At 54.2% G+C, this 24,474-nt stretch carries 23 protein-coding genes; 13 read left to right on the forward strand and 10 right to left on the reverse strand.

Features of this window, described 5'->3' with window-relative positions:
• Positions 1-36: 36 nt before the first annotated feature.
• Genes IE105_RS06855 through IE105_RS06865 form a run of 3 tightly spaced genes read right to left on the reverse strand, consistent with a single transcriptional unit; the run spans position 37 to position 3,127 of the window.
• Positions 37-867 carry an SDR family NAD(P)-dependent oxidoreductase gene (locus tag IE105_RS06855; RefSeq protein ID WP_189496768.1) on the reverse strand — a complete coding sequence of 277 codons (831 nt, stop codon included), beginning with the start codon at positions 865-867 and terminating at the stop codon, positions 37-39.
• Positions 864-2,342 carry a flavin-containing monooxygenase gene (locus IE105_RS06860; RefSeq protein WP_189496770.1) on the reverse strand — a complete coding sequence of 493 codons (1,479 nt, stop codon included), beginning with the start codon at positions 2,340-2,342 and terminating at the stop codon, positions 864-866. The genes IE105_RS06855 and IE105_RS06860 overlap by 4 nt, the downstream gene beginning before the upstream one ends.
• Before the next feature lie 59 nt (positions 2,343-2,401).
• Positions 2,402-3,127: a 16S rRNA (uracil(1498)-N(3))-methyltransferase gene (locus IE105_RS06865; RefSeq protein ID WP_189496772.1), complete on the reverse strand. Its 726-nt coding sequence runs from the start codon at positions 3,125-3,127 to the stop codon at positions 2,402-2,404.
• A 149-nt stretch (positions 3,128-3,276) separates the two neighbouring features.
• Here IE105_RS06865 and purU point away from each other — a divergent pair, with 149 nt between their 5' ends.
• Positions 3,277-4,122 carry a formyltetrahydrofolate deformylase gene (gene purU, locus IE105_RS06870; RefSeq protein ID WP_189496873.1) on the forward strand — a complete coding sequence of 282 codons (846 nt, stop codon included), beginning with the start codon at positions 3,277-3,279 and terminating at the stop codon, positions 4,120-4,122.
• Positions 4,123-4,137: 15 nt separating this feature from the next.
• On the opposite strand, the gene IE105_RS06875 is transcribed toward purU, so the two are convergent.
• From IE105_RS06875 to folK, 3 genes are all read right to left on the reverse strand, one after another.
• Positions 4,138-4,596, reverse strand: a complete 459-nt coding sequence (locus tag IE105_RS06875; protein WP_189496774.1) for a DUF3995 domain-containing protein — start codon at positions 4,594-4,596, stop codon at positions 4,138-4,140.
• A 45-nt stretch (positions 4,597-4,641) separates the two neighbouring features.
• Positions 4,642-4,770, reverse strand: a complete 129-nt coding sequence (locus IE105_RS15510) for a hypothetical protein (protein WP_267904663.1) — start codon at positions 4,768-4,770, stop codon at positions 4,642-4,644.
• Between the two features lie 131 nt (positions 4,771-4,901).
• Positions 4,902-5,387: a 2-amino-4-hydroxy-6-hydroxymethyldihydropteridine diphosphokinase gene (folK, locus tag IE105_RS06880; protein WP_189496776.1), complete on the reverse strand. Its 486-nt coding sequence runs from the start codon at positions 5,385-5,387 to the stop codon at positions 4,902-4,904.
• An 11-nt stretch (positions 5,388-5,398) separates the two neighbouring features.
• On the opposite strand from folK, the gene IE105_RS06885 reads away from it, so the two are divergent.
• The gene (locus tag IE105_RS06885; RefSeq protein WP_189496778.1) at positions 5,399-6,022 is read left to right on the forward strand and encodes a LabA-like NYN domain-containing protein; all 624 of its coding nucleotides are present in this window, start codon (positions 5,399-5,401) and stop codon (positions 6,020-6,022) included.
• Positions 6,015-6,671: a uracil-DNA glycosylase gene (locus IE105_RS06890; RefSeq protein ID WP_373299063.1), complete on the forward strand. Its 657-nt coding sequence runs from the start codon at positions 6,015-6,017 to the stop codon at positions 6,669-6,671. Before IE105_RS06885 ends, IE105_RS06890 begins: the two co-directional genes overlap by 8 nt.
• A gap of 12 nt (positions 6,672-6,683) precedes the next feature.
• Here the strand turns inward: IE105_RS06890 and smpB are convergent, their stop codons facing one another.
• The gene (gene smpB, locus IE105_RS06895; RefSeq protein WP_233354034.1) at positions 6,684-7,145 is read right to left on the reverse strand and encodes an SsrA-binding protein SmpB; all 462 of its coding nucleotides are present in this window, start codon (positions 7,143-7,145) and stop codon (positions 6,684-6,686) included.
• Positions 7,146-7,170: 25 nt separating this feature from the next.
• Positions 7,171-8,046, reverse strand: coding sequence for a 4-hydroxy-tetrahydrodipicolinate synthase (gene dapA / locus IE105_RS06900; protein ID WP_189496878.1), 876 nt, complete (start codon positions 8,044-8,046; stop codon positions 7,171-7,173).
• Here dapA and IE105_RS06905 point away from each other — a divergent pair.
• Complete coding sequence (locus IE105_RS06905; protein ID WP_233354035.1) at positions 8,030-10,261, forward strand: lytic transglycosylase domain-containing protein; 2,232 nt, start codon at positions 8,030-8,032, stop codon at positions 10,259-10,261. The genes dapA and IE105_RS06905 overlap by 17 nt on opposite strands.
• Positions 10,262-10,326: 65 nt before the next feature.
• On the opposite strand, the gene mdh is transcribed toward IE105_RS06905, so the two are convergent.
• Entirely contained in the window at positions 10,327-11,295 is a 969-nt protein-coding gene (gene mdh, locus IE105_RS06910) for a malate dehydrogenase (protein WP_189496783.1), read from the reverse strand.
• Positions 11,296-11,619: 324 nt separating this feature from the next.
• Between mdh and IE105_RS06915 the strand changes: the two genes are divergently transcribed.
• The 4 genes from IE105_RS06915 to IE105_RS06930 are packed head-to-tail and all read left to right on the forward strand — an operon-like array spanning position 11,620 to position 14,085.
• Positions 11,620-12,033: a DUF350 domain-containing protein gene (locus IE105_RS06915; RefSeq protein WP_189496785.1), complete on the forward strand. Its 414-nt coding sequence runs from the start codon at positions 11,620-11,622 to the stop codon at positions 12,031-12,033.
• Between the two features lie 3 nt (positions 12,034-12,036).
• Positions 12,037-12,834 carry a S1 family peptidase gene (locus IE105_RS06920; protein ID WP_189496787.1) on the forward strand — a complete coding sequence of 266 codons (798 nt, stop codon included), beginning with the start codon at positions 12,037-12,039 and terminating at the stop codon, positions 12,832-12,834.
• Complete coding sequence (locus IE105_RS06925; protein ID WP_189496789.1) at positions 12,827-13,543, forward strand: extensin-like domain-containing protein; 717 nt, start codon at positions 12,827-12,829, stop codon at positions 13,541-13,543. The genes IE105_RS06920 and IE105_RS06925 overlap by 8 nt, the downstream gene beginning before the upstream one ends.
• Positions 13,544-13,560: 17 nt before the next feature.
• A complete protein-coding gene (locus IE105_RS06930) occupies positions 13,561-14,085 on the forward strand; it encodes a tellurite resistance TerB family protein (protein WP_189496790.1) in 525 nt (174 codons plus the stop codon).
• A gap of 13 nt (positions 14,086-14,098) precedes the next feature.
• On the opposite strand, the gene IE105_RS06935 is transcribed toward IE105_RS06930, so the two are convergent.
• Positions 14,099-15,028 (reverse strand): cation diffusion facilitator family transporter, encoded by a 930-nt coding sequence (locus tag IE105_RS06935; RefSeq protein WP_189496791.1) that lies wholly within the window; start codon positions 15,026-15,028, stop codon positions 14,099-14,101.
• 135 nt (positions 15,029-15,163) lie between these two features.
• Here IE105_RS06935 and IE105_RS06940 point away from each other — a divergent pair, with 135 nt between their 5' ends.
• The 5 genes from IE105_RS06940 (at position 15,164) to IE105_RS06960 (ending at position 24,278) form a co-directional block, all read left to right on the forward strand.
• Positions 15,164-16,273, forward strand: coding sequence for a GNAT family N-acetyltransferase (locus IE105_RS06940; RefSeq protein ID WP_189496793.1), 1,110 nt, complete (start codon positions 15,164-15,166; stop codon positions 16,271-16,273).
• Between the two features lie 209 nt (positions 16,274-16,482).
• A complete protein-coding gene (locus IE105_RS06945; RefSeq protein WP_189496795.1) occupies positions 16,483-19,092 on the forward strand; it encodes a TonB-dependent receptor in 2,610 nt (869 codons plus the stop codon).
• 130 nt (positions 19,093-19,222) lie between these two features.
• Positions 19,223-20,710 (forward strand): coniferyl aldehyde dehydrogenase, encoded by a 1,488-nt coding sequence (locus IE105_RS06950; RefSeq protein WP_189496797.1) that lies wholly within the window; start codon positions 19,223-19,225, stop codon positions 20,708-20,710.
• Positions 20,711-22,360, forward strand: coding sequence for a GMC family oxidoreductase (locus IE105_RS06955; protein WP_189496799.1), 1,650 nt, complete (start codon positions 20,711-20,713; stop codon positions 22,358-22,360). It begins immediately after the preceding gene.
• Positions 22,347-24,278 (forward strand): alkyl/aryl-sulfatase, encoded by a 1,932-nt coding sequence (locus tag IE105_RS06960; RefSeq protein ID WP_189496801.1) that lies wholly within the window; start codon positions 22,347-22,349, stop codon positions 24,276-24,278. Before IE105_RS06955 ends, IE105_RS06960 begins: the two co-directional genes overlap by 14 nt.
• Positions 24,279-24,474 lie beyond the last annotated feature (196 nt).

Genomic DNA, 24,474 nt, shown 5'->3' on the forward strand with positions numbered 1-24,474 from the left:
GCATTCAAGTCGCAACCCAGTAACGATCATGTGAGATCAGTCCGCCGTGAGTGTGAGCGCTTTTTTCATGACAAGTTTGCGGTAGCGTGTCGGGAAAAGACGGTTCCAGAACTGGATAAATTTCGCATCCGGTCCCACAATGATGCGTTGTTTACGTTTCGCCGTGCCCTCGAGAATAATCTCTGCTGCACGCTCGGCGCTGGTCGGTGTATTATTCTCAAAATTCGCGTTCATCTGATCCCGAGTCACCGCGACGTCAGGCATATGATCAACTTGGGCGTTTCTCGCGACATTGGTTTGTACACCGCCGGGATGAACACACGATACACTCACGCCATGTTCCATCATTTCCATAGACAGCGATTCAGAGAAGCCTCGAACCCCAAATTTTGACGCGCAATAATGTGTCTGCCCGGGCCAACCCACAATGCCGAAAATCGAACTAATATTGACGAGTCCGCCTTTGGTTTGGATCAACTGCTCTAGAAATGCTTTGGACATGCGGACTACGCCGTAAAAATTGACGTCCATCACTTTTTCATAACTCTCCGCAGGCGTATGACGGAAGTCACCGACCCGCGCCAAACCAGCAATGTTAAACACATAATCCGCAGGTCCGAGCGCCGCTTCAACGGCTGGGGCATAAGCGGCAATGCCGTCCGCATCCGCCATATCAAGGACATCGACTTTGTGACGGTTCGCCCCACCAATCATCTCAACCGTCTCGTTAAGGCCCTCTTCATTGATGTCAGAGAGGGCGAGTGTTGCGCCCGATGCTGCGAGCGATTTCGCGACCGCCCGACCAATGCCAGACGCCGCCCCCGTCACGACACAAACTTTACCTGAATATTGAGAGAAAGATTTCATTCTGCGGCCTCAGCAAGGGACGTTTGGGATTCAATACGGGAGAAATGCAGCGCTTCATCGTCCAGCGCATCTTCGATCAAGACTTTTTGGTCATGCTTATAATTTTGCACGTTTAGCCACGGCATACGATCTCCCTGGCAGGGCATTTCGTGCAGAACACGTTGCATATAGCCCGCTTGGAAATCAATAATCGGTCGACGCTCCATCCCCTCAGGCGCAATCGGAACGACACGTGTCAGACCCTTTGCCTTCATATGTTTGATAAGTCGGATAACGTAACGGCTCATCAAATCGGCGCGCAGCGTCCAACTGGCATTTGTATAACCAAAGACGGCCACTATGTTCGGCACGCCAGAAATCATGACACCCTTATAGGTGAAGCTATCATTCGCCACCTGCGTGACCCCATCAATCATGACGGGATAATTTGTCGAGTAATTGAGCTCAATTCCGGTTGCCGTGACGATAACATCTGCATCGATTTGCGTGCCATCTTTCATGCGCACACCCTCAGAATTAAAGCGATCAATATGGCCCGTGACAATGGAAGCTTTGCCCCGGTTGATTGCGGTAAACATGTCACCGTCTGGAACCATACACAGGCGCTGATCCCACGGATTATAGGGCGGGTTAAAATGGGTATCGACCGGATAATCTTCACCTAAGGCTTTAAGTGTCGCTTTGCGCAAATTACGGCGGGCGCGAGCGGGGTCGGACTGTGCGCGTTTATAGAAATGTTGCGATAGCTTGATGTTCTTCCACCGGTTGAAACGGATGGACAGACTTTCCGGCATGATTTTTGACGTCAGCTTATTAATCGGGTCTTCGCTCGGAATTGCTGCGACGTAAGAGGGCGTGCGCTGAATTTGGGTGACATGGGCCGCCGTTTTGGCAAGCTCTGGAACCAGTGTCACGGCCGTCGCGCCAGACCCGATAATGGCGATACGTTTGTCCGCATAATCAAACCCTTCAGGCCAGAATTGCGGATGGATAACGTCGCCCTGAAAATCTTCACGACCCGCGAACACCGGATCATGCGCTTTGTCGTAATGATAATATCCCGCACAGGAGAGAATGAACCGCGTCCTGATTTCTCGCGTTTGGCCATCCGTTTCAACGGATAGGGTCCAGATATCTTCGGTGGTTGAGAAATCTGTCGAGATCACACGGCTGTTGAACTGGACTTTGGGATCGATGCCATATTCCCGTGACGTATCGCGGACATAGTCCCGAATAGCCGGGCCATCGGCGAGCGTTTTCGCGCCTTTCCACGGACGAAAATCATAGCCGAGCGTCAACATGTCAGAATCAGACCGAATTCCGGGGTAACGGAACAAGTCCCACGTACCGCCGATGGCGTCACGTGATTCTAAAACAGTGAAGTTTCCATCCGGGAACTCCGTCACATATCGGCAGGCGGCGCCGATCCCTGACAGGCCAGCACCGATAATCACTAAATCAAGAACATCGCTCATGATTTTTGTGTAACAACATTCGCAAATGAATAAAGCCCTGCAAATGTATGCATCGCCATTCAGATATGTTGCCAGTCGCCGAGTTTCGCCTGAACCAGCGTCAGCAGACTGATCGCCGCCGTGTCGGCGCGTAAAATTCGCGGGCCGAGCGTGACCGGATAAACATCGTCTCTCGCTCGGATCATGTCGCGTTCATCCTCCATGAACCCGCCTTCTGGCCCGATCAACACATCAAGCGGCAAACTGAGACCTTCCAACGTTGGTAAAACCATCGGCACACAGCCTGCTTCGTCAGCAAACAGCAGATGGCGGTTATCCGCGAGCGCGCTATACAGCGTCACAGGTGCATAAAGGTCTGGCAGATCCAACCGTTCGGTTTGCTCCGCCGCTTCCGTGATTTGTGCATTCGCACGTTCGATATTAAATTTCGAAAATTGCGTCCGAGCGGTGATGACAGGTTGGATTGTGCGGACACCCAGTTCTGTCGCTTTTTCCAAAACAGTTGACGTTCGGTGCTTTCGCAACGGCGCAAAGAGCAAACGAATATCCGGTACAGGACACGGCTCTCGCAGCTGTTCGCCCACGGACAGTCGCATTGATTTCCGGTCGGTCGTAACGATTTCTGCCGCCCACTCCCCGTCGCGACCGTTAAACAGCCTTACCCGATCGCCGACGCGTTTGCGCAACACCGTGCCGAAATAATGCGCCTGCTCTCGTGACAAATCAATCTCGCCGCAAAGGGTGTGATCCAAATATAAGCGGGGCAGTGTATAATCAGCTCTCATCAATCATCTCTAACCAATCTGAACAGAGAGCTCCACCCTGATCGTTATGGCGTCATTCGATTGGGATCGAAAAAAGTATGCTATCGCTGGCAATTTTTGCCGTTTACCGTCAGACGTTGGTCGCCTTTGATCTTTTAAGTGTTTCTTCCATGTCCAGTTCGCAAATATTAGCTTTATCCTGTCCTGACCGTCCCGGAATTGTCGCCGCCGTCACAGGACTTTTGCAGAGTGCTGGCGGCAATATCACGGAGGCTCAGCAATATAACGACCCACAAAGCGACATGTTTTTTATGCGGGTCGCGTTTGATATCGACGATCCGCTCGCGTTCCGCGGTGCCTTTGATACCCTCTCCAAATCGTTCAATATGGACTGGCGGCTTCGCGACGCTTCTCGCGCGAAACGCGTGCTCATTCTGGTTTCAAAATTCGACCATTGTCTCGTCGATCTGCTTTACCGTACTCGGTTGGGTGAGCTTGATATGGATATCGTTGGCATAGTCTCGAACCATCCACGCGACGCCCTTCGCATCAGCAATTTACACGGCGCGCCATTTTACCACCTCCCGATCACCAAATCGACCAAGGCGGATCAAGAAGCGCGCATTGATGCGTTAATCGAAGAAACGGACACGGAAATCGTCGTGCTCGCCCGCTACATGCAAATTTTGTCCGATGACCTTACACATCGATTGATCGGGCGCTGCGTCAATATCCACCACAGCTTTCTCCCCGGGTTCAAGGGCGCGCGGCCCTACCATCAGGCGCATCGACGCGGCGTCAAGATGATTGGTGCCACCGCCCATTTCGTTACACCTGACCTCGACGAAGGGCCGATTATTGTCCAAGGTGTCGAACCCATCACCCATGCGGATACGGCCGCACGACTTGTCGCCAAAGGCCGCAGCATTGAGCAACGTGTTCTCTCCCGCGCTGTCAAAGCTTTAATCGAAGACCGCGTCTTTCTGAACGGCGCACGAACTGTGGTATTCGATTAGGGGCGGAAACGACGACTATTGGCGCAACTTTCTAAAAGTCAGCGATAAAAACCCCAGCGCGATGAGCAAACAAAGCGGCCCATAAAGCCACAAATCGTTCGTCGCGAACGGTTCTGTGAGCGCGGGTGACACGGTGCGAATTCCTGCGGCCACAAGAAACGCGGATAAACCGCGCAGCGCAAAGACGGCAATCAGTCCCCAGCATCCTAGCGTCACCATCCAGCGAGGAAGGCATCGGACAATGCCGGCCCGCTCAAGCGCAATCCAACCCGCACTCAATATTGCTCCAGCAACAGCCAGCGTCATCCATACGGGCGGCATCTGCTCAAACCGAGGGTCGCCGATGACTGTATCAATTAGGCCATCAAGCGTTTGCGCAGGCCACAAACCGCCAAACGCCCAATAAATATGGAGGACGGCAATCAGACTCAGGACACAAAAAAGAACCCAACCTGTGAGACGAGCGTTGTTCATAACAATACCCTCTGTAGACGCGCCTTCGCAAAACCGCGCACAATATTAAATGTCATCATCAGAATTTTTATAAAACTGAACGTTTGCCTTAATGACACCATAGACAAATGCACCAACCGCCAAAACATAGAGCTGTGGCGAGTCAACCCAATAGGCCAAAACTGACAAACTCATAACAACGGCCAAAGTTATCCCGGACTGAACATAGGCGCGTTTCCTTTTTTCCAGTTGAACATGACCCTTCCATCCTCTGCAAAACACCTCAATCGGTCTCATCCTATGCTGCGCTTGCCCATGGGTGGTTTCTAGATTGCTAATGCCGCGATCAACGCGCTTAAGGTTTGCCCACTCACCGGATGCCGCCAGCCCGGGCACACGACTTCATCCATCGGTTTTAGCACAAACGCCCGCTCGGCCATCCTCGGATGTGGCAGTGTGCAGTGCGGGTCAGTCGAGACTTGCCCCGCGTAGTCGATCAAATCGAGATCAATCAGGCGCGGCGCATTTCTGACACTCCGCACACGGCCTAATCCGGTTTCTATTCTCAGCAATAAATCCATCAGCGCCATTGCCCCCAATCCAGTCTGAACAGAGAGCACCGCATTGTAATAATCCGGCGCACCACTCCCCGGAGGCCAAGCCGGACTACGCCACAGGTTAGAGACCCCGTCGATAATAATCCCGGTCTCTCCCATAGCCATAATGGCCCGCATCAGTGTCTCGCGCGGATTGGACAAGTTCGCGCCAAACGCGATATACGCCCGACTCATATTCTTATTTATTTCAGTCACGGATTTTCCGCATGATCTTCCATCCCAATGAGAAGCTCGCCATCTTTGTCGATGGCGCGAACTTCTACTCGACCGCTAAGTCACTCGACTTCGACATCGATTACAAGAACCTGTTGAATTATTTCAGCGCCAAAGGCCGGATGATCAAGGCTTATTACTTCACCGCCTTAAAAGAACATGATGATTTTTCGCCGCTTCGTCCCCTGCTAGATTGGCTGGATTACAATGGCTTTCATATTATCACGAAGAAAGCCAAGACGTTCACGGACCGGGATGGCCGGACACGGATCAAGGGCGACATGGATGTCGAAATTGTTGTGCGCATGATGGAAATGGCTGCGCATGTTGATCATATGTTGCTGTTCTCTGGCGATGGAGATTTTCGCGCCGCTGTCGAAGCCGTGCAGAACCTCGGTGTGCGAGTGACAGTCGTTTCATCGCTCGTTATTAAGCCAGCGCTGTTGGCGGATGAGCTTCGCCGTCAAGCCGATAACTTCATCGAAATTGATGATTTGGAACGCGAAGTCGGTCGTCCGAAACGCGATCGCCCCTCCTATAAGGATGAGGATGATTTTGAAGGCGGCGAGTATGATGACGAAAACGACGGTAATGCCGATGATTTCGGCTATGACTGATTTATCCGCCGCTATGTATTCCGGGGCCGAACCCCCTTACTATTGTCAGAAATGCCCCCGACTGTTCGACTTCCTCGAGGATTGCCGCGACCGCCTGCCCGGTCACTTTAATGGGCCTGTCTCAAGTTTTGGCGACCCAAAGGCTGAATTACTGGTCGTCGGGCTCGCCCCCGGCATACACGGTGCCAACAAAACGGGTCGTCCCTTTACAGGCGATGCAGCAGGCGACCTTCTCTATCCGGCTTTGGCGAAATTCGGCTTTTCAAATGATCGTTTTGAGGCGCGGATCGATGACGGCTTAGCGCTAAATCGCGCGATGATCACCAATGCCGTGCGCTGCGTTCCCCCACAGAATAAACCTGTCGGCGCCGAAGTGAATAGCTGTCGCGATTATCTGCGAGCGCAGATCGACGTGCTCCCCACGCTCAAAGTCCTTCTGTGTCTCGGCAAGGTTAGCCATGACAGCACGGTGCGGTGTTTAGGCGGAAAAGTCGCGCAGCAAAAATTCGGGCATGGCAGCGAATATGAACTCGGCGGCTTCACGGTCCTCTCGAGCTATCATTGCTCTCGTTATAACACGAACACGGGCCGCCTGACGGAGGCCATGTTTTTTGATGTGTTTGCGCGGGCCAAAACCCTCTTAAACTAAAGCTCTATTAGCTTAGCCACGATCGCGTAAAAGCCGCGCTTTTTGCTTTTGCCAATCGCGTTTCTTCTGCACATCGCGTTTGTCGCGTTGCTGTTTGCCTTCGGCGACACCGATCAATAGCTTGATGCGCCCTTCATTGTTAAAGTAGATTTTCAACGGCACGATGGTGCGACCCTTACGTTGGGTCTCGCCAATGAGCGTGTTAATTTCCTTCCGCTTAAGCAGCAATTTACGACCCCGAGTCGGAATGTGATTGAACTGCGCGGCCGGTTCATAAATCGGGATATTGGCATTGACTAAAAAGGCTTCCGAGCCATCGACATCGACATAACTCTCCGCGATGTTGGCCTTACCCAGGCGCAGGCTTTTGACCTCCGTCCCTAACAGGCTAATACCCGCTTCAAACGTCTCTTCGATCGCATAGTCAAAGCGGGCGCGGCGATTTTCAGCAATCAGTTTGCCATTTTCGCCAATCGTTGGTTTCTTTTTAACCGCCACGTTAAAGATCGATCCCGGCGCGAATCATGGCTGACCGGACTTTTGCTTTTGTCTCCTCACCACACGGCGTCATGGGTAAGCGGACATGTTCAGTCATACGACCCAAAAGCGTCAGCACATATTTAGCGGGACCGGGGCTCGGGTCGAGAAATAAATCTTTGTGCAAGCGGTCCAACGTCGCGTTCAATTCGCGCGCCAGCACAAAGTCACCGGCGAGCATTGCGTTATGAAAATCCGCATATTGTTTTGGCGCCACGTTAGACCCAACACTGATCGTGCCGCAGCCACCATGAACAAAATGCGCCAGCGCTGTTGGGTCATCCCCTGAAAGCTGGATGAAATCAGCGCCGCAGCGGTCAGTCAGACCTTGAACGCGGCCAATATCCCCCGTCGCATCCTTGCAGCCAATCACATGTTTCAGCTGGGCCAGACGTCCCATGGTTTCGTTTGTGATATCGACGACGCTTCGGCCCGGGATATTATAAACGACGATTGGAATATCGACGGAGTCTGAGATCGCTTTGAAATGTTGGAAGATGCCTTCCTGGCTCGGCTTATTATAATAGGGCGCAACAACAAGCGCCGCATCCGCGCCACAGTCTTTCGCAACTTGAGCGTATTCAATCGAGACACGCGTTTCGTTCGACCCCGCCCCCGCAATAACAGGGACGCGACCCGCAGCCGCTTCGACACAAAGACGGATGACCCGCTTGTGTTCTTCATGCGTCAGTGTCGCGCTTTCGCCCGTAGTTCCGCATGGCACAAGACCGTGTGTGCCGGAGGCAATTTGCCATTCGACATGATCTTGAAAGGCCTGCTCATCGAGGCCGTCCTTGGTGAACGGAGTTACCAAGGCTGTGATGGACCCTTTCACGATATTCGCCTTTCCTGTAGCCGAGTTGAACGCAGGCTATTTGCCGCGCTTTGGCCGATTGTCATCCCTCTTGCAAGCATGGCAGTTACTCGGCAAGCATGGCGAAAGTTGGGTCGTTATGGTGCAATTTCAAGGAGCTGTTTGGGTGAAGACATTGTTTTTATGTCTGGTTTTGGGGTTAGCCCCATTAATAGCGACTCCGGCTGTTGCCCAAAATAGCGCTCAGAATAACTTTCAAACCCGCGTTGTGCCGCTGCCACGACTCAAACCCGCCCCCCCGGCCCTCTCGGAATACCTCAGCCCGTTGGACGCCATCTATCTTCGGCGTGGTTTATCTGCGGCCGGTGACGGCGATTGGCGAGAGCTCAAGAAAGCCAAGGACTCGATCCAAGACCCGACCGCGAAGGATCTCCTCCGCTGGGTTCGGTCGGAGCGTGATCCCAATGTGCCCACGGATTGGCTGACCTATGTCGTTCATGATTTGTCTGATTGGCCGCGTATGGTGTCCATTCAAGCTAAAGCCGAAGCCCGTCTATTCGATGATCCTTTGTCCTCACGCCGCACCCTCGAATGGTTCAACGGCAAAGAGCCCGTTTCCGGCGAAGGACGCGCCGCTTTGGCGCGCGCCCTTTACCAAGCGGGCGACCGCGACCAAGCTGACCGATGGTTAAAATCTGCGTGGCGAGACGCCCGGCTTTCCCGCGATGTGCAACGCGATTTGTTTCAAGAATACCGGTCACGTTTGAGCGAACAGGACCATGTCGCACGGGCCGATCATTTAATCTGGCTCGGATCACGACATTTCAGCAATGCGAAGGCGCTTCTCCCACACATGAACCGCGAGGAGCGGGCTGTGATGGAAGCCCGAATGGAATTGGCGTCCAATGGCCGAAACATCAACGCTGCCGTTGATGCGATTCCCGCGAACCGCGTCAATGATGCAGGGTTCTTGTTCGAACGCGCCCGCTGGCGGCGTAAGCGTAAGAGCAATGATTATGCGCTGCCTGTCTATTTACAAATCGGCTCTCCCCCGACGACTGAAAACGGGCAAGAGCGCATGTGGGCAGAAAAGAAACTCATGGCCTATTGGTTGATGGGGGATCAGCGTTGGGCCGAAGCGTACCGGATGACAGAGTTCAGCGGCGCCACCAGCGGTGCCCCTTTCTTTGAGTCTGAATTTCTGGGCGGATGGCTTGCGCTCACGAAACTTGGGCAACCCGGTGTCGCCTTAGAGCGGTTTCAGCGTCTCGAATCCGGGGTCACAACCCCTATAAGCTTGTCCCGCGCTCATTATTGGCAAGGCCGCGCAATGGAACCGTTGAACGACCCACGACGCGACCAAGCCTATGCGGCTGCGGCAAAATATCCGAACACCTATTACGGGCAGCTGGCGACAAAACGTTTGCAAGGACAGACGGCGCGCCTGACACTCCCCCCGCAGATGATTTCGCCTCAAGCTCGGCAACGATTTGAAGCGGACCCGCGCGTGAAAGCGCTACGCCTGCTCGGCGAAGCGGGCGAAGAGCGGTATTTTTCAACATTCGCCTATGCGCTCGATGATGATTTGGAATCGCTCGATGAATTGGCGTTACTCAGCCAAGTGAGCGCCGATTACAGCTTTATGCGTCCCTCTATTCGTGCGGCGAAACAAGCCGGACGGTTCCAGTCCATGCTGACGGAGAATGGCTATCCCATCGTTGCACCGATTGAAGCGCTCGGGGCAGAGTTCGACATTCCCTTTGTCTATGCCATTGCCCGACAGGAAAGCGAATTCGCCGCCAATGCCGTCTCATCCGCCAGTGCGTTCGGCATGATGCAGATGATCAATGCGACGGCCAGTGCAACAGCGCGACGACACCGCATTCCCTATGATCGTGACCGCCTGATTACAGACCGCGATTACGCCGCCCGTATGGGCGCGCTACATTTGCATGACCTGTTGGAGGACTTTGACGGCTCCTATATCATGGCCGCTGTTGCCTATAATGCGGGACCGCGACGGGTCCGTCAGTGGATCGAACGGAATGGTGATCCGCGCACAGGGCAGATTGATCCGATCGATTGGGTCGAACAAATCCCGTTTTCTGAAACCCGTAATTATGTCCAACGCGTGATGGAAAACATGCAGGTCTATGAGGCCCGCCGAAACGGTAATGTCGCGCCTGTCACGATTGACCAGGACCTGCGGTTCGGATCGCAACATCCGAGTGTACGGTAACCATCGTCCCCCGACAAAAAAGCCCGGCTCAATGGCCGGGCTTTTTCTTATCTAAAGTGAGAACATTAGTCTTTGAGACTAGGTTCCATTTCCTGGCAATCGGCGATGATTTTCTCGACCGCAGCAACCGACTTCATGAACATTTCGCGCTCATCGGCTTTGAGGCGAATATTCATCACCTTTTCGACACCGCGCGCACCGATCATCGCTGGCGCACCAACGTAAAGGCCGCGAACGCCTGCGATTTGACCCGAGAGGCGAACCGCACACGGCAGGATGCGCTTCTTATCGCGCAAATAAGCCGTCGCCATTTCGATCGCGCTTTCAGCCGGCGCGTAGAAAGCTGAGCCATTGCCAAGCAGGCCGACGATCTCGCCGCCACCATTGCGGGTTCGGTCAACGATCGCGTCGATCCGTTCTTGTGTAGTCCATTTCATTTTGATCAGGTCCGGCAGAGGCACACCGGCAACCGTGGAGTAACGCACCAAAGGCACCATTGTATCGCCATGACCGCCCAAGACGGACGCGTGAACATCTTCGACAGAACATTTGAACTCATCGGCGAGGAAGTGACGGAAGCGCGCGCTATCCAGAACGCCCGCCATTCCGACGACTTTGCGCGGCTGTAGACCAGAGAACTTCTGAAACGCCCAGACCATCGCGTCGAGCGGGTTGGTGATGCAGATCACAAACGCTTTGGGCGCATGTTCTTTGACGCCTTCGGCGACCTGTTTGATCACGCCGAGGTTTTTACCGATCAGCTCGCTGCGGTCCATGCCGGGTTTACGCGGGAAGCCCGCCGTAATGATGACAACGTCCGCGCCGGCAATATCGGCATAATCGCTTGTGCCTTTAAGATTGCAGTCTTTCCCAAATACAGGAGCCGCTTCGGCTAAATCGAGCGCTTTGCCTTTGGCTGTGCCTTCGAAAATATCGAACAAGACCACATCACCCAGCTCTTCCCGAGCCGCAATGTGAGCCAATGTTCCGCCGATCATGCCGGCTCCGATAAGAGCAATTTTGGCGCGTGCCATAGGGGGTCTCCGTTTGTGAGTCTGTGCATCGGCCCTACTGCAGCGCGAAAGAGGTTTCAACGCGGAATGAAGCGATGGCGCCGTCATGACGTGAAATTGACCAAGCATATCACGAATGAAATGGACATATGGTGGGTTTGCCTTTGGTTCATTCTGTCAAAGACCATGTGAGGACCGTGCAATGAAGGGCAATGAAGACCTAAAATCCGTCAGGCATCCCCGCGAAAATTAGAAATTCCCGCTAAAGCCCCCTTTTCCCCTTGCGCCGATCCGCCCTGTCCGCGACACGCTTATGGGGAGCGTTCACGGAGGTATAGGATCGGCATGACGTCCGTTTTTGACAGTCTCGCGCAGGGATTTCCACTGCTCGTATTCTACTTGCTCGCCGTGGCGGCGATTTTCGTGATTGCGCTCTACATCTATATCAAGTTGACGCCGCACAATGAATTCGCGCTTGTGAGCGAAGGCAATATGGCCGCAGCGATCCATTTGTCGTCGCTTATTATTGCGCTGTCCCTGCCCCTCGCCGCTTGTCTTATCTATAAAGTGTCAATCCTCGACGTTGCTATGTGGGGCACGCTCTCGGTTGCCTTACAGCTCTTTCTCTTCCGCATGACGGATATGATTTTTCGCGGCATCCCCGATTTGATCGAACGCGATATCGCCGCTCCGGCTTTAGTTTTGGCGGCGTTTAAACTGGCCGGATCTATTGTTCTGGCGTTCGCAATCGCTGGCTAATCCGTGAAAGGTCTCATTCCAGACTGGTTGATTTATCTCGGCATTGTTATCGCAATGGTGGCTTATGCCAATTGGGATAAACCGACCATCACACCGGCGCCGCCGCTCCCCGACCTTGGTCCGTTGCTGCCGTCAGAAAGCCCGCGTGACGAACGTATTTTGGTTCAGATTGATGAACCCAAATCCGGCATCGGAACGGCTTTTGCCAGCACGAATGATGGCGAATGGGTCACGGCGCGTCATGTCGTCGATAGTTGCCAGAATATTGGAATTAAAGTCACATCGCGACAGCTCTTACGCATCGACCGCACGGAAATTTTTCAAGATACAGATCTTGCGCGGCTCACGACCGGATGGACACGGACGCCGCTTCCGACTGACCTCGACACCCCGCGTACAGTCGGAGAAACAGGGTTTTTCTTTGGCTACCCGCAAGGCCACCCGGGGGAAGTCGTGGCCTCCTTACTATCGCGCGGTCGGATGCAAGTGCGGGGACGATACCGCACAGATGAAAGTGTTTTGATCTGGTCTGAACTCAGCCGATCCCGAGGACTGATGGGCTCATTGGGCGGTCTGTCGGGCGGACCCGTTCTAGACAAAGATGGTGAATTGATCGGCGTCGTCGCGGCGGAAACCCCGCGCCGGGGCCGCATCTATACCGTCTCCCCCCGTAATTTGAGCCGCGTTATCGCCCCGACCAACAGCCCTGCCGTACCACTCGACCTCAAAGGCTATGCGTTACAAGCAGACAGACTGCGTCGGGATCGACGGATTGCCCAAGTTGTCTGCCTCAATGGATAAGACGCTGATCATTCGCCGGGTCAAAATCATCGCCGTTATCGCGGTCCTACTCACGACGGCTTGGACCCTTAACCGGATCGTGCCAAATGAGCATTTACCGTGGCGTCCTCTCGATCCTGAGCGCCCCATCGGCATAGCGACGCGCGGGCAGATTTTACGTCTTTCTGTCTCGCCGAGCGATGTCTGTATGAGCCTCGCGCGCAACATTGAGACTTTTGAGAGCATTCCGTCTGAGCCGAAAGACGCGACATCGCCGTGCGGGTGGGATGTCGCGCGGCTAGTGTATGGCAAGGGCGACGCCGTGCTCGCGCCCGGTGAAGCCAACATGCAATGTCCGCTTTCAGTCGCGACCTATCTTTGGCTGCGTGAAGTGGACGCGCTCGCGCAGGACCGCTTCGACCAACCGCTCTCCAAAATCCATCATATGGGTAGCTATTCCTGTCGCAAACAACGCGGCAATGGCTCAGGTCGGTGGAGCGAACATGCCTTTGCTAATGCGTGGGATATTGCCGGGTTTGAACTCGCCGACGGGACGCTCATCACAGTCTTATCGGGTTGGAATTCAGATAATAAAAAACACCGCAAATTCCTCCGTGAGGCAAAACAACAAGCCTGCCGTGTGTTCAACACAACCTTGTCACCAGATTATAATGCGGCCCACCGCAATCACTTTCATGTCGACATGGGTCCCTATGCAACCTGCCGTTAGGACGCTAAACTTCTAATATGCACATTATTGTTCTGATCATTGGCACGGCGCTCGGCGTGATGTTCTGGCTCAATCGCATGGGGCGCGGTGCGGGCGAAGTCATCGACGCGGCACAAACCCTGTCCAACATGCCGCGTCGCAACCGCCATCGCCGGGCGGTCAATCGGCGGGGTATGGCTTTGGTCGAAACGCCTGTCGAAGCAGCGACCGTGTTGATGCTGTCCATTTCCCGCATGAGCGAAGACCGCCGTCTGTCGTCGAGAGAACGCGCGCGGATTGAGCGCCAACTCGTTTTACATATGCAGATGGAGGCTGATGACGCCGACGGCATCACCCGCCAAATGGAATTGGTGCATGATGATATCATCCTGCCCGAAGCCACACTTTTTCCCATGGTCGATATTTTACTCCCTGCCATCGGCAAAGACGATGCGCGCCGTCTGGCCGACATGATGAACGCTGTCGCAGAAGTTCACGGCAAGACCCATGAGCAGGCCGAATTTGTCAGGCGTTATCGGGAACGGATGGGGCTCGGCGGCTAGGCCGCGCCTTTTTTTATATGTCAGTGCGAGTTGCGGTGTCTGAGCGACGCATCACATCTACGGTCGCGTGATCGATACCGAATGCATTCTGTAACCGCGCTTTTATCGCGCTGTTGATCGGGCCAAGACGGACGCCCTCGTCCACATAGGCATCCAACGTTAACATCGGTCGTTCCGGTGTGATGCACCACGCATGGATATGCTCGACGCCATTAAGTCCGTCGATAGACTCGACCAAGTCTGCCGCTATTGCGCGCGTATCGACTCCATCTGGCGCGCCCTCTAACAGGATATGAGCGCTGTCTTTCACCAGCCCCCACGCTGATTTCAAGATCAGCAATGCGACCAAAACGGATAGGATCGGGTCAGCCGCGACCCAGCCCGTGGTCATAATAATTAGCGCCGCCAGAATGGCCGCCACGCTACCGAGTAAGTCGCCCAACACATGCAGCATCGCCCCGCGGATGTTTAGATTATCTCGATCTGCGCCCATCAACACCCAGAACACGAAGACATTGACCAACAATCCGGCAATGGCGACATAAAGCATAGGACCCGCCAACACCTCGCCTGGCGCTGTCAGGCGGTGCGCCGCTTCCCAGACGATCCAAACCGCGACCGCAAACAAGGTAATCCCGTTGACGAAAGCCACGAGGATCGAAAATCGGTCATAGCCAAATGTATGCCGCCAATTGGCAGGCCGTTGCGCAATCACGAAACCGCCCCATGCCATTGCTAGCGCCGCGAAATCTGTCACCATATGGCCGGCATCCGCAATTAAAGCGAGAGATCCAGACACCAGGCCGCCAACGATTTCGACGATCACAAACAGTCCGGTCAGGATGGCCGCAAGACCGACGCGCCGTCGGTTCGTCGCATTGACCTTTGGTGCATGACTATGCCCACCAGAATGGTCATGACCGTGATGATGTTGCTCGCTCATACAGGCTCTTTTGCGAGTGAATGTCGACAGGGCAAGCGAACATCTCTCATTACATGCTATTCGGTATTGGAAATTCTGCGCTCAAACAGACCGACTTTAAGATCGCTTTAGCGCTTATCGGGTATGGCACCTAAGATGGCAGTCGCATTCAACATTGAAACACTTGATTTTAGTGATATTTCGGCTGAAGATTTTGCCGCATGGACGGCGCTGCGCGATGCAAACCCGGCTCTAGAAAGCCCTTACCATCACCCTGATTATCATGATTGTGTGAATCGTCATCAAGGCGGGGGACGCGTAACTTTGGCCCGGCAAGATGGCGCGCTCGTCGCGTTACTTCCGTGGCAAGGAGGCACATTCGCTCGGCCTTCGGGTGCGCCTTTGTCTGATTATCAGACCATCATTGCTGCGCCCGAAACCGACATCACGATCGAAAATCTTTTGGCTGAGCAGGCTGTCGGCGCATTTCATTATTCTGCAATGCCGTCTCCGGACGGAGACGAAACATGCCGGATGGAAATCGGTCTTCCCGAGGACTGGCGCGGCGCACGAGATGGCAGTTATCGCCGTCATCTAAAATCAACACGCCGCCGCATCCGTAATACCGAAGAGGATATCGGCCCGCGCCGGATCGTCACGCAAAGTCGCGATGTTGATGCTTATCAGGCTCTAATGGGCTGGAAGCGGGATAAGTTCGATGAAACCGGAAAGTTCGACGTCCTCGCGAATGATGGCACCTCTGGCATCCTCAAGGATTTATGGGAACGCGGACCCAACGCGCCCCTGCGCGCCGATTTGCATGTGCTATATTTTGGCAACCGGATCGCGGCGTGTGATCTGGGCCTGACGGATGGGCGTGTATTCCATAGTTGGATTGTTGGTTATGACCCCGATTTCCTCACTTATGCGCCCGGCATACAACTCCTCGAAGCGATGATAGATGCCGCCCCAGACTTGGGATATGGCGTGATTGATTTGGGTCCTGGAACTGATGGGTATAAACGCCAATACGCAACCCATTCGCGCCGAATATCTTCTGGCGTTGCCACCTTGCCGACCGCCGCTGGCGCAATGGCAGCGGGATATGACCGTATGGAGTTAGCTCTTCGTGAAAAAACAGGCGACGCACTCGGAAAGCTCCGCCGGCGCTATAGCCAAATTTCCGCCTGCGAACCGCGACTCAGCAAGCGCTCTGCCGCCATAGTCAGCGCGCTTGGCAACCATATTAGACGTGATCCCGCCTAGCCCACCGTCAGGCCAAACGCATTATTTTCCTAAGACAGCGCTGTCAGTGTGTCCCTGACGACACAATTTCTCTCTATATATCACAGATGTGCAACAAAAATTTACGGGAAAGCGTGACAGGCGCACAAGCCGCGCTATAGTCATAGTGAGGGTGAATACACCCCAATACAATTATAGTTGAGCGTAAAACGCTCGGGGAGAAACATCACATGCAACATATCAGCCGAATTGCGTCCGCACTTCTAGCATCGTCAATGCTCGTCAGCCCAGCCTTTGCCCAAGACAATGGCGACGGGGATCGGTTCGTCGAAGATGTCATCATCGTACAGGCCACACGCCGCGCCAGCGATGTTCAAGACGTTCCAATTGCTGTGACGGTTATCAATCCCGTCCAACTGGAACGCCAAGGTGTTACCAACATTCAGGATTTGGCATCGGTCGCATCCGGCTTTAACATCCAGTCATCACAGACCGAGACCCAAGGGACATCGATCCGTATTCGCGGCGTTGGCACGACGGGTAACAACATCGGTCTTGAATCCGCGGTTGGCGTCTTCATTGATGGTGTCTATCAATCCCGTCCCGGCATCGCGCTCGGCGAAATGGTGGACATTGAAGCGATTGAAATGCTGCGCGGTCCACAAGGCACACTATTTGGTCGCAACGTGACAGCAGGCGCTTTGAATATTCGCACTAAAGCCCCTGAACTGGGTGAATTTGGCGGGTTTGCAGACTTTACCTATGGCAACTACAATATGGCCAGTGTGCAGGCGGGCATCAACCTCCCCGCCGGCGACAACCTCGCTTTCCGCGCGACAGGCTCATTCCGTCAGCGCGATGGCTTCCTAACATCGAGTGTCGTCCCAGGGGCTGAGAGTCACAATCGGGATCGGTTCATTCTGCGGGGGCAAGCACTTTGGGAGCCGACAGACGCAACCAGCTTCCGTTTGATCGCGGATTATCAAGATGTGGACGAGAATTGTTGTGCCGCTGTCACCCTCTCGACCAGCCCGAACCTATCCGACGCGACGCGCGACCGTCTTTTCCCGCAAGTTGGGTTTGAGGACTCGCTCGAAGCTCAGGTTTTTAACAGTCAGGAATTTGTCAATCAGGTCGAGAGCTTTAATGTTTCAGGCGAATTGAACCATGATTTCGGCGGCGCGACTGCGACAGTCATTCTTTCTTACTCTGATTTCTTAGGCAATTCAGTTCAGGATGATTTCAATGGCAGTCTGCAATATACAGTCGCTGGCGAAACCGTCCCTGCCGCCAATCGTGGCTCGTTTGATGACATCAAGACATTCACCGCTGAAGCTCGCCTTCAAGGCGAAGCCTTTGATGGCCGCCTCGACTGGCTCATCGGGGGTTTCTACGCCCAAGAAGATATCATTGAGGAATTCACGCTCGGCCTTGGCGCAGACTATAGCACTTCCGTTGGCGAAGCGAATTTCCCGATTGGGCCTGTAGCGCCCGCCTTCCTCAGCCTTTATGCAGGCGCCGGAGCATTCATCCAACAACTGCAAGCTGGAGTCGCCAACCCGGTGTTCGCCCCGCTCTCTGCAGACGGTCAATTTGCGCAAAATCGGTTTGAGCAGGATGCGTCGAGCTTTTCGGTTTTCACGCACAATATCTTCTCAGTCACAGATACGGTCGATTTAACACTCGGTCTTCGCTATGTTGATGACACGAAGGACGGAAGTTATGACCAAATAGCTGCCGGCGGCAACAGCTGTCTCGCTGCGGCAACCTTCCTGGCGACAGCGTCCGCCGCCGGGGCGGGAAGCCCCGCGGCCCAAGGCGCGATGGGGGCTTTGACAGCCGCTGTGGGTCCCGCAACTGTGGGACTATTGACAAACCCCGCCCTGATCGGCGGCGGTGGCTTCCTTAACTGCTTCCCGTTTGCGTCCCCCGCGATTGGATCCGGGTTTGTTCCAGATGCCTTCTCGGCCTTTGGATTTTTACCCGAAGAATATGACGATACATTCAAGGACGACGAGCTGGTCTATACAGCCCGTCTGGCATGGGAACCGACAGCCGACCTGATGATCTTTGGTGCCTACAGCCACGGTTATAAGGCGGGCGGCTTTAACCTCGATGCATCCGCGGGTGCAGGCGGTGCTGATCCACGCTTTGCGTCAGAAACGATCGAAGCTTACGAGCTTGGTTTCAAGAAAACGCTGGCCGATGGACGTCTGCGCTTTAACATGACGGCGTTCCTACAAAACATGGATGACTTCCAAGTGCTGGAATTTACCGGAACAGCTTTCCAGACCTTCAATGTCCAGGACGTCAGCTCCAAAGGGTTTGAAGCTGAGTTGAATGGCCGTCTCTCAGACACGTTCTTTGTCAATGCCGGACTCACTTTCGCCGACGCATCATATGGGGACGATTGTGACGACGGAGGGACGATTCCAGAGGCCCTCGGCCTATGTGGTAGTTCCCTCACAAACGCGCCGAAGATCTCAACCGTTTTAGGGATGACTTATGACGGTAAAATTGGTGACGCATGGGGCTTTATGGCAAACGTCAATTTGGCGACACAGTCTAAGCGTCGGACATCGACGCGCGGTCAAACTGCGGCAAACGGCGTCATCACAGGCGACGTTCCGTTTGATGACCAAAATGCGACGACCAAGATCAACGCACGTATGGGATTCACAATGCCAAACGAGCAAGTGTCGATCGAATTTTGGGGTCTTAACATAACGGATGAAATTACCCGCGGCATTACGTTTAATACCGCCGTCCAAGGCGCATCACGGTCAGCCTTTATCGAGGCTCCGCGTCAATATGGTGTAACGCTTCGTACGAAGTTCTAAGCCCGCCGCATCTATTGGATGCGACAAAAGTGAATAGGGGTTGCAAGCGCTTGTCGTTTGCGACCTCTTTTCGTTTCAGCTACTGAGCAACCAATCAATAAATATAACCGACGACATTGGGGAGTGAGACATGGTCCGCATCAATCCTGAAAAGGCTGCCGCTAAAAGCAAGCTTAAGACATCCGATTTGCAAGCCGCTCTGGCGGTTCAAAAAGCGGCATTTAAACGCACCCCTTACCCGGCATGGTCAATCCGAAAAGCCCGTTTGGAAAAGCTGCGTGATGTGATCCGCGCCCATGAAGACGACATCAAAAACGCTATTAGCGAAGATTTCGGCAACCGCTCATTACTCGAAACCGACTTTGCCGATATTGTTTCCAGCTACAATGAAATCGCTGACCAATTGAAGCACGGCGAAAAGTGGATGAGCCGTCGTAAGAAAAAGGTTGAGTTGGCGCAAATGGGCGCGAGCGCTGAAATTATCCCACAGCCCCTCGGCGTTGTCGGCGTCATCGTCCCTTGGAACTACCCTCTCTTCCTCGCCGCCTCTCCGATGATCGGCGCCATGGGCGCGGGTAATTCAGTCATGGTCAAGATGAGCGAATACACGCCAAAATTCTCGGCTTTGTTCAAAAAAATGATGGACGAAACATTTTCCCCTGAAGAAGTCTTCGTGGCGACAGGCGGCGTTGATGTCGCGCAGGCTTTCTCTGGCCTCGCGTTTGATCACCTGCTCTTTACAGGCTCGACCAGTGTGGCGAAACATGTCGCCAAAGCGGCGGCCGAAAACCTTGTCCCTTGCACATTGGAACTCGGCGGAAAGTCACCCGTCATTGTCGCCGGCGACGCCAATATTGACGATATCATCCCACAAATCGCGCTCGGGAAAATGATGAATGCGGGCCAAACCTGCATCGCCCCCGACTATGCATTGATGCCGCAAGCGAAGATCAATGCTTTCTCTGACGCGATGATCAAGCGCGCCGAAGAGATGTACCCGACCTTTGCCGGTAATGAACAATACACGTCAGTCATCGCAGACGCCCATTATGCGCGTCTGCAAAGCCTCCTCGAAGACGCTGAAAATAAAGGGGCCACCATTCGTGTGGCTGGCAATGACGACAAGCAACAGCTGGCCAAAGAACGCCGCATCCCCCTGACCGTCGTCACAGGCGTCAATGAGGATATGAAGATTATGCAGGAAGAGATTTTTGGGCCCCTCCTGCCCGTTATGGCGTCCGAAACGCTCGATGATCAAATTGGTTACGTCCAGGATCATGCTCGGCCCCTCGCGCTGTATCTGTTCACCAAGGATGCAGCCACAAAAGACCGGGTCCTGCTCGAAACCCATGCTGGCGGTGTCTCAACCAATGACACCATGTGGCATATTTCGCAGAGCGAACTGCCCTTTGGCGGCGTCGGCCCCTCCGGTATGGGCGCTTATCAAGGTGAAAAAGGGTTCGAAACCTTTAGCCATATGAAGAGCGTCTTCCATCAATCCACGGGCGGCATCCGTCACGCAATCAAAGGCAAGTTGATGGCTGGAATTCACGCGCCTTATGATGAAGGCTCTGAGAAAATGGTCAAGATGGCCAAAAAACAGGCGGGTATTAAGTAGGTGAGCGGCGGCGGTAATTTTGATTACATCATTGTCGGCGCAGGGAGCGCCGGCGCAACCATCGCCAACCGCCTGACCGAAGACCCATCGGTCTCAGTTCTGCTGCTCGAAGCGGGCGGTACGCATAAACATTGGTCGGTGCGTATTCCCGGCGGAACCGTCGCGAATATCGTGCTCAAAGCGCGCAATTGGGGCTTTGAGACGGTTCCACAGAAGAATCTCAACGACCGACAGGGCTATCAACCGCGTGGCAAAATGCTGGGCGGCAGCTCTGGCGCAAACGCGATGATCTATATTCGCGGCAATCGCTATGATTACGATAATTGGGCGGCGATGGGCGCAGATGGCTGGAGCTATGATGAGGTCCTGCCCTATTTTAAAAAATCTGAACACCGCGAAGCTGGCGGTGGGGCGTATCACGGACAAGACGGCGAATTAAATGTCGCGGCGGTGCGTAGCCCTGCCGAAATTAACGACATCCTGATCGACGCCGCAAGGTCCCTGCAATTGCCGCTCAATGACGACTTCAATGGCGAGACCCAAGAAGGCATCGGCATGTACGAAGTCACGCAGAAAGACGGCGAACGCTGGAGCACAGCGCGCGCTTTTCTTGATCCCATTGAAGACCGTCCCAACCTGACCGTCGTCCAGCACGCCCTCACCGAGAAAGTTCTCGTCGAAGACGGAACTGCAATTGGCGTCCGTTACCGGATTACAAAGGGGACGAAAGCCACGTCGGAAGTTTATTGCGAGCGCGAAGTTATCGTCTGTGGTGGCGCATTTGGAAGCCCGCAGCTCTTACTTCTGTCCGGCATTGGTGCCGTAGATAAGCTCTCCCCGCATGGGATTGAGCAAGTTGCCAATGTGCCCGCTGTCGGAGAAAATTTACATGATCACATCGACATAACTCTCTGTTTCAAAGCCAAGATGAAAGACCTCTTAGGCATTTCGATTGCCGGTAGTTTTCGTATGCTCGGAGAGATGTGGAAATATCGCACCAAACGCGAAGGACTGTTCACGACAAATTACGCAGAGAGCGGTGGCTTTCTCTATACGGACAGGACCGAGCCCGCGCCCGATGTGCAGCTCCACATGGTTCGCGCCATTGTTGATGATCACGGACGCAAACTGCATATGGCGCACGGCTATAGCTGCCATGTCTGCGTGTTGCGTCCCCACAGCCGGGGTACGGTCGCCTTGGCCAGTGCCGACCCGACAGATGACCCGCTGATTGATCCTGCGTTCCTAGAAGACGAACGCGACGTTCAAACCTTGTTGCGCGGAGCCAAACTCTTACAGCGCATTCTGCGCGCGCCAGCCTTTGAGCGCGCCAAAGGCAAAGCGCTCTATGCGGCTGAAAGCGATGACGACGCAGAAATCCTCGCTGACATTCGCGCCCGCGCAGACACAGTCTACCATCCTGTCGGAACGTGTAAAATGGGCGCAGCCAATGACGATAGCGCCGTTGTTGACCCGCGTTTGCGAGTCCGGGGTGTTACTGGCCTGCGTGTCGCTGACGCCTCAGTCATTCCACAAATTGTCTCCGGCAACACGAATGCCCCCGCGATCATGATCGGCGAAAAAGCGGCTGATATGATCAAGGAAGATTGGGCCTCTCAGACAAAGGAACAGTCTCTTGCCGCTAAATAAAACGACTCTTTTCGCCGCACTTCTGTTGGCATCGCCAGCAATTGCACAGGATATCAGTCCCTTTGCGACCGATAAATATGCGGCTGCGGAAGCCCAACTCGATTTCACGGATACACGTGATTTCGACCGTGCGAAGCGCGGCTATCTCGGAACGTTAGACTCACTACCGATAGCAGGACGAGACGGCTCGCCCATCCCGGCTTTCGACCCGGAGAGTTTTGACTTTCTGAAACAAGATCGCCCCGACACGGTCCATCCCGCGCTCTGGCGTCAGTCACAGCTCAATGCGATGCACGGCCTATTCGAAGTCACAGACGGTATTTATCAAGTTCGCGGCTTCGATTTGTCCAACATCAGCATTATTCGCGGTGACACAGGCTGGATCGTTGTTGACCCTCTGATTACGCGTGAAACAGCCGCCGCGGCCATGAAACTCGTCAATGAGACGCTTGGCGAACGCCCCGTCTCAGCCGTTATTTTCACACATAGCCATGTCGATCATTATGGGGGCGTGCGCGGCGTGTTGCCGGAGGGGGCTGATGTTCCGATCATCGCGCCCGCCAATTTCGTCATTGAGTCTGTGTCAGAGAATGTTCTGGCCGGAAACGCCATGAGCCGCCGCGCAAGCTATATGTTTGGCGGCTTACTCCCCAAAGGACCGACCATGATGGTTGGCGCAGGCCTTGGCCCCGGGATCAGCACAGGAACACCGGGCATTATCGCCCCGACACTCGACATCACCAAAGAATTCGAAACTCACATCGTCGACGGTGTTGAGATCGAATTTATGCTGACACAGGGCGCGGAAGCCCCGTCGGAATTTATGTTCTACTTGCCCAAGGCCCGCGCCTTTATGCAGGCCGAAATTATCAATCACACGCTCCATAATCTTTACACGCCGCGCGGCGCTAAGGTCCGCGACGGCCGACTTTGGTCCACCTATATCGACACAGCCATCCAGCGTTATGCGGATCAAACGGATGTCTCATTTGGCTCTCATCACTGGCCCGTGTGGGGCGGAGAGGACGTGCGCGAGCTCTGGTCCGGGCAGCGCGACCTCTACCGCGTTATCCATGACCAGACAGTGCGTCTGGCTAATATGGGTCACACCATAAACGAAATTCCTGACCTGATCCAAATGCCTGACCGTGTCGCCAGTAGCTTCGCCAATCGCGACTATTACGGCACAGTCAGTCACAATAGCCGCGCACAGTACAACCTTTACTTCGGGTTTTTTGACGGCAACCCCGCCAATTTGGATCCGCTTACACCCGCCCAAGAGGGCCAACAGTTTGTCGATTATGCGGGCGGCGCCGACGCCGTTATTGACCGTGCCACGAAGGATGTGAATTCAGGTAATTTAAAATACGCCGCCACAGCATTGAATCATTTAGTTTTTTCTGATCCAAAAAATCAAGTTGCTGCGGACGCCCTTGCTGACGTCTACACACAAATGGCCTATGCGGGCGAAAGTGGTCCGTGGCGAAATTTCTATCTGACTGGCGCGCAAGAGCTACGAGGCGGTATTGCTCCCCTCCCTGTTCCGACGTCCGCCAATGCCGATACGATACGGTCCGTCCCGCTCAGCATGATCTTTGATTTGATGGCCGTGCGGCTCAATCCAGATGAAGCCGAGGATGGACGCGCCATCAACATGATCCTCACAGACACAGACGAGACGGCGTATTTGTTTGTCTCTGGCGGGGCTTTGCATCACCGCATGGGCGTCAGGTATGACGATGCGCCGACCTTGACGATCGCGCGAGCAGACTTTGATCGCATCTTATTGAAAGACACAAGTATGGGCAAATTGCTCCTGACTCGAAAAGCGAAAATCTCCGGCAACCCTCTTAAAATTCGTGCCTTCTTCGGCCAAATTGAAGAGCCTCCCTTTTGGTTCGAAATCATCCGGCCTTAATCAGTCTATGGTTAGAAAACTTCAGCCGATGAGACGAACGACGACAGGGCCGCGCGTCACAGGGGCCAGTGACACAGTATAAAGTGACACAGTATAAACGAGTCCCATGTCGCTTTGTCTCGCCCACACTCCGACCCAATGACAAGGCTGACGGCCACCGTGGGCTTAGGTCTGTGATCTGGCGGCGTTGAATGCG

It is taken from the genome of Algimonas arctica (assembly GCF_014652695.1).
In the GTDB taxonomy this organism is placed as follows: Bacteria; Pseudomonadota; Alphaproteobacteria; order Caulobacterales; family Maricaulaceae; genus Litorimonas; species Litorimonas arctica.

Bases quoted from the DNA above. Each gene is read 5' to 3' on its own strand.
- IE105_RS06855 (WP_189496768.1), bottom strand. From the start codon at position 867: ATGAAATCTTTCTCTCAATATTCAGGTAAAGTTTGTGTCGTGACGGGG.
- purU (WP_189496873.1), top strand. From the start codon at position 3,277: ATGTCCAGTTCGCAAATATTAGCTTTATCCTGTCCTGACCGTCCCGGA.
- IE105_RS06860 (WP_189496770.1), bottom strand. From the start codon at position 2,342: ATGAGCGATGTTCTTGATTTAGTGATTATCGGTGCTGGCCTGTCAGGG.
- IE105_RS06940 (WP_189496793.1), top strand. From the start codon at position 15,164: ATGGCAGTCGCATTCAACATTGAAACACTTGATTTTAGTGATATTTCG.
- IE105_RS06935 (WP_189496791.1), bottom strand. From the start codon at position 15,028: ATGAGCGAGCAACATCATCACGGTCATGACCATTCTGGTGGGCATAGT.
- mdh (WP_189496783.1), bottom strand. From the start codon at position 11,295: ATGGCACGCGCCAAAATTGCTCTTATCGGAGCCGGCATGATCGGCGGA.
- IE105_RS15510 (WP_267904663.1), bottom strand. From the start codon at position 4,770: ATGAGTTTGTCAGTTTTGGCCTATTGGGTTGACTCGCCACAGCTCTAT.
- IE105_RS06875 (WP_189496774.1), bottom strand. From the start codon at position 4,596: ATGAACAACGCTCGTCTCACAGGTTGGGTTCTTTTTTGTGTCCTGAGT.
- IE105_RS06915 (WP_189496785.1), top strand. From the start codon at position 11,620: ATGACGTCCGTTTTTGACAGTCTCGCGCAGGGATTTCCACTGCTCGTA.
- IE105_RS06865 (WP_189496772.1), bottom strand. From the start codon at position 3,127: ATGAGAGCTGATTATACACTGCCCCGCTTATATTTGGATCACACCCTT.
- IE105_RS06950 (WP_189496797.1), top strand. From the start codon at position 19,223: ATGGTCCGCATCAATCCTGAAAAGGCTGCCGCTAAAAGCAAGCTTAAG.
- IE105_RS06925 (WP_189496789.1), top strand. From the start codon at position 12,827: ATGGATAAGACGCTGATCATTCGCCGGGTCAAAATCATCGCCGTTATC.
- IE105_RS06890 (WP_373299063.1), top strand. From the start codon at position 6,015: ATGACTGATTTATCCGCCGCTATGTATTCCGGGGCCGAACCCCCTTAC.
- IE105_RS06885 (WP_189496778.1), top strand. From the start codon at position 5,399: ATGATCTTCCATCCCAATGAGAAGCTCGCCATCTTTGTCGATGGCGCG.
- IE105_RS06930 (WP_189496790.1), top strand. From the start codon at position 13,561: ATGCACATTATTGTTCTGATCATTGGCACGGCGCTCGGCGTGATGTTC.
- IE105_RS06905 (WP_233354035.1), top strand. From the start codon at position 8,030: ATGGACCCTTTCACGATATTCGCCTTTCCTGTAGCCGAGTTGAACGCA.
- IE105_RS06945 (WP_189496795.1), top strand. From the start codon at position 16,483: ATGCAACATATCAGCCGAATTGCGTCCGCACTTCTAGCATCGTCAATG.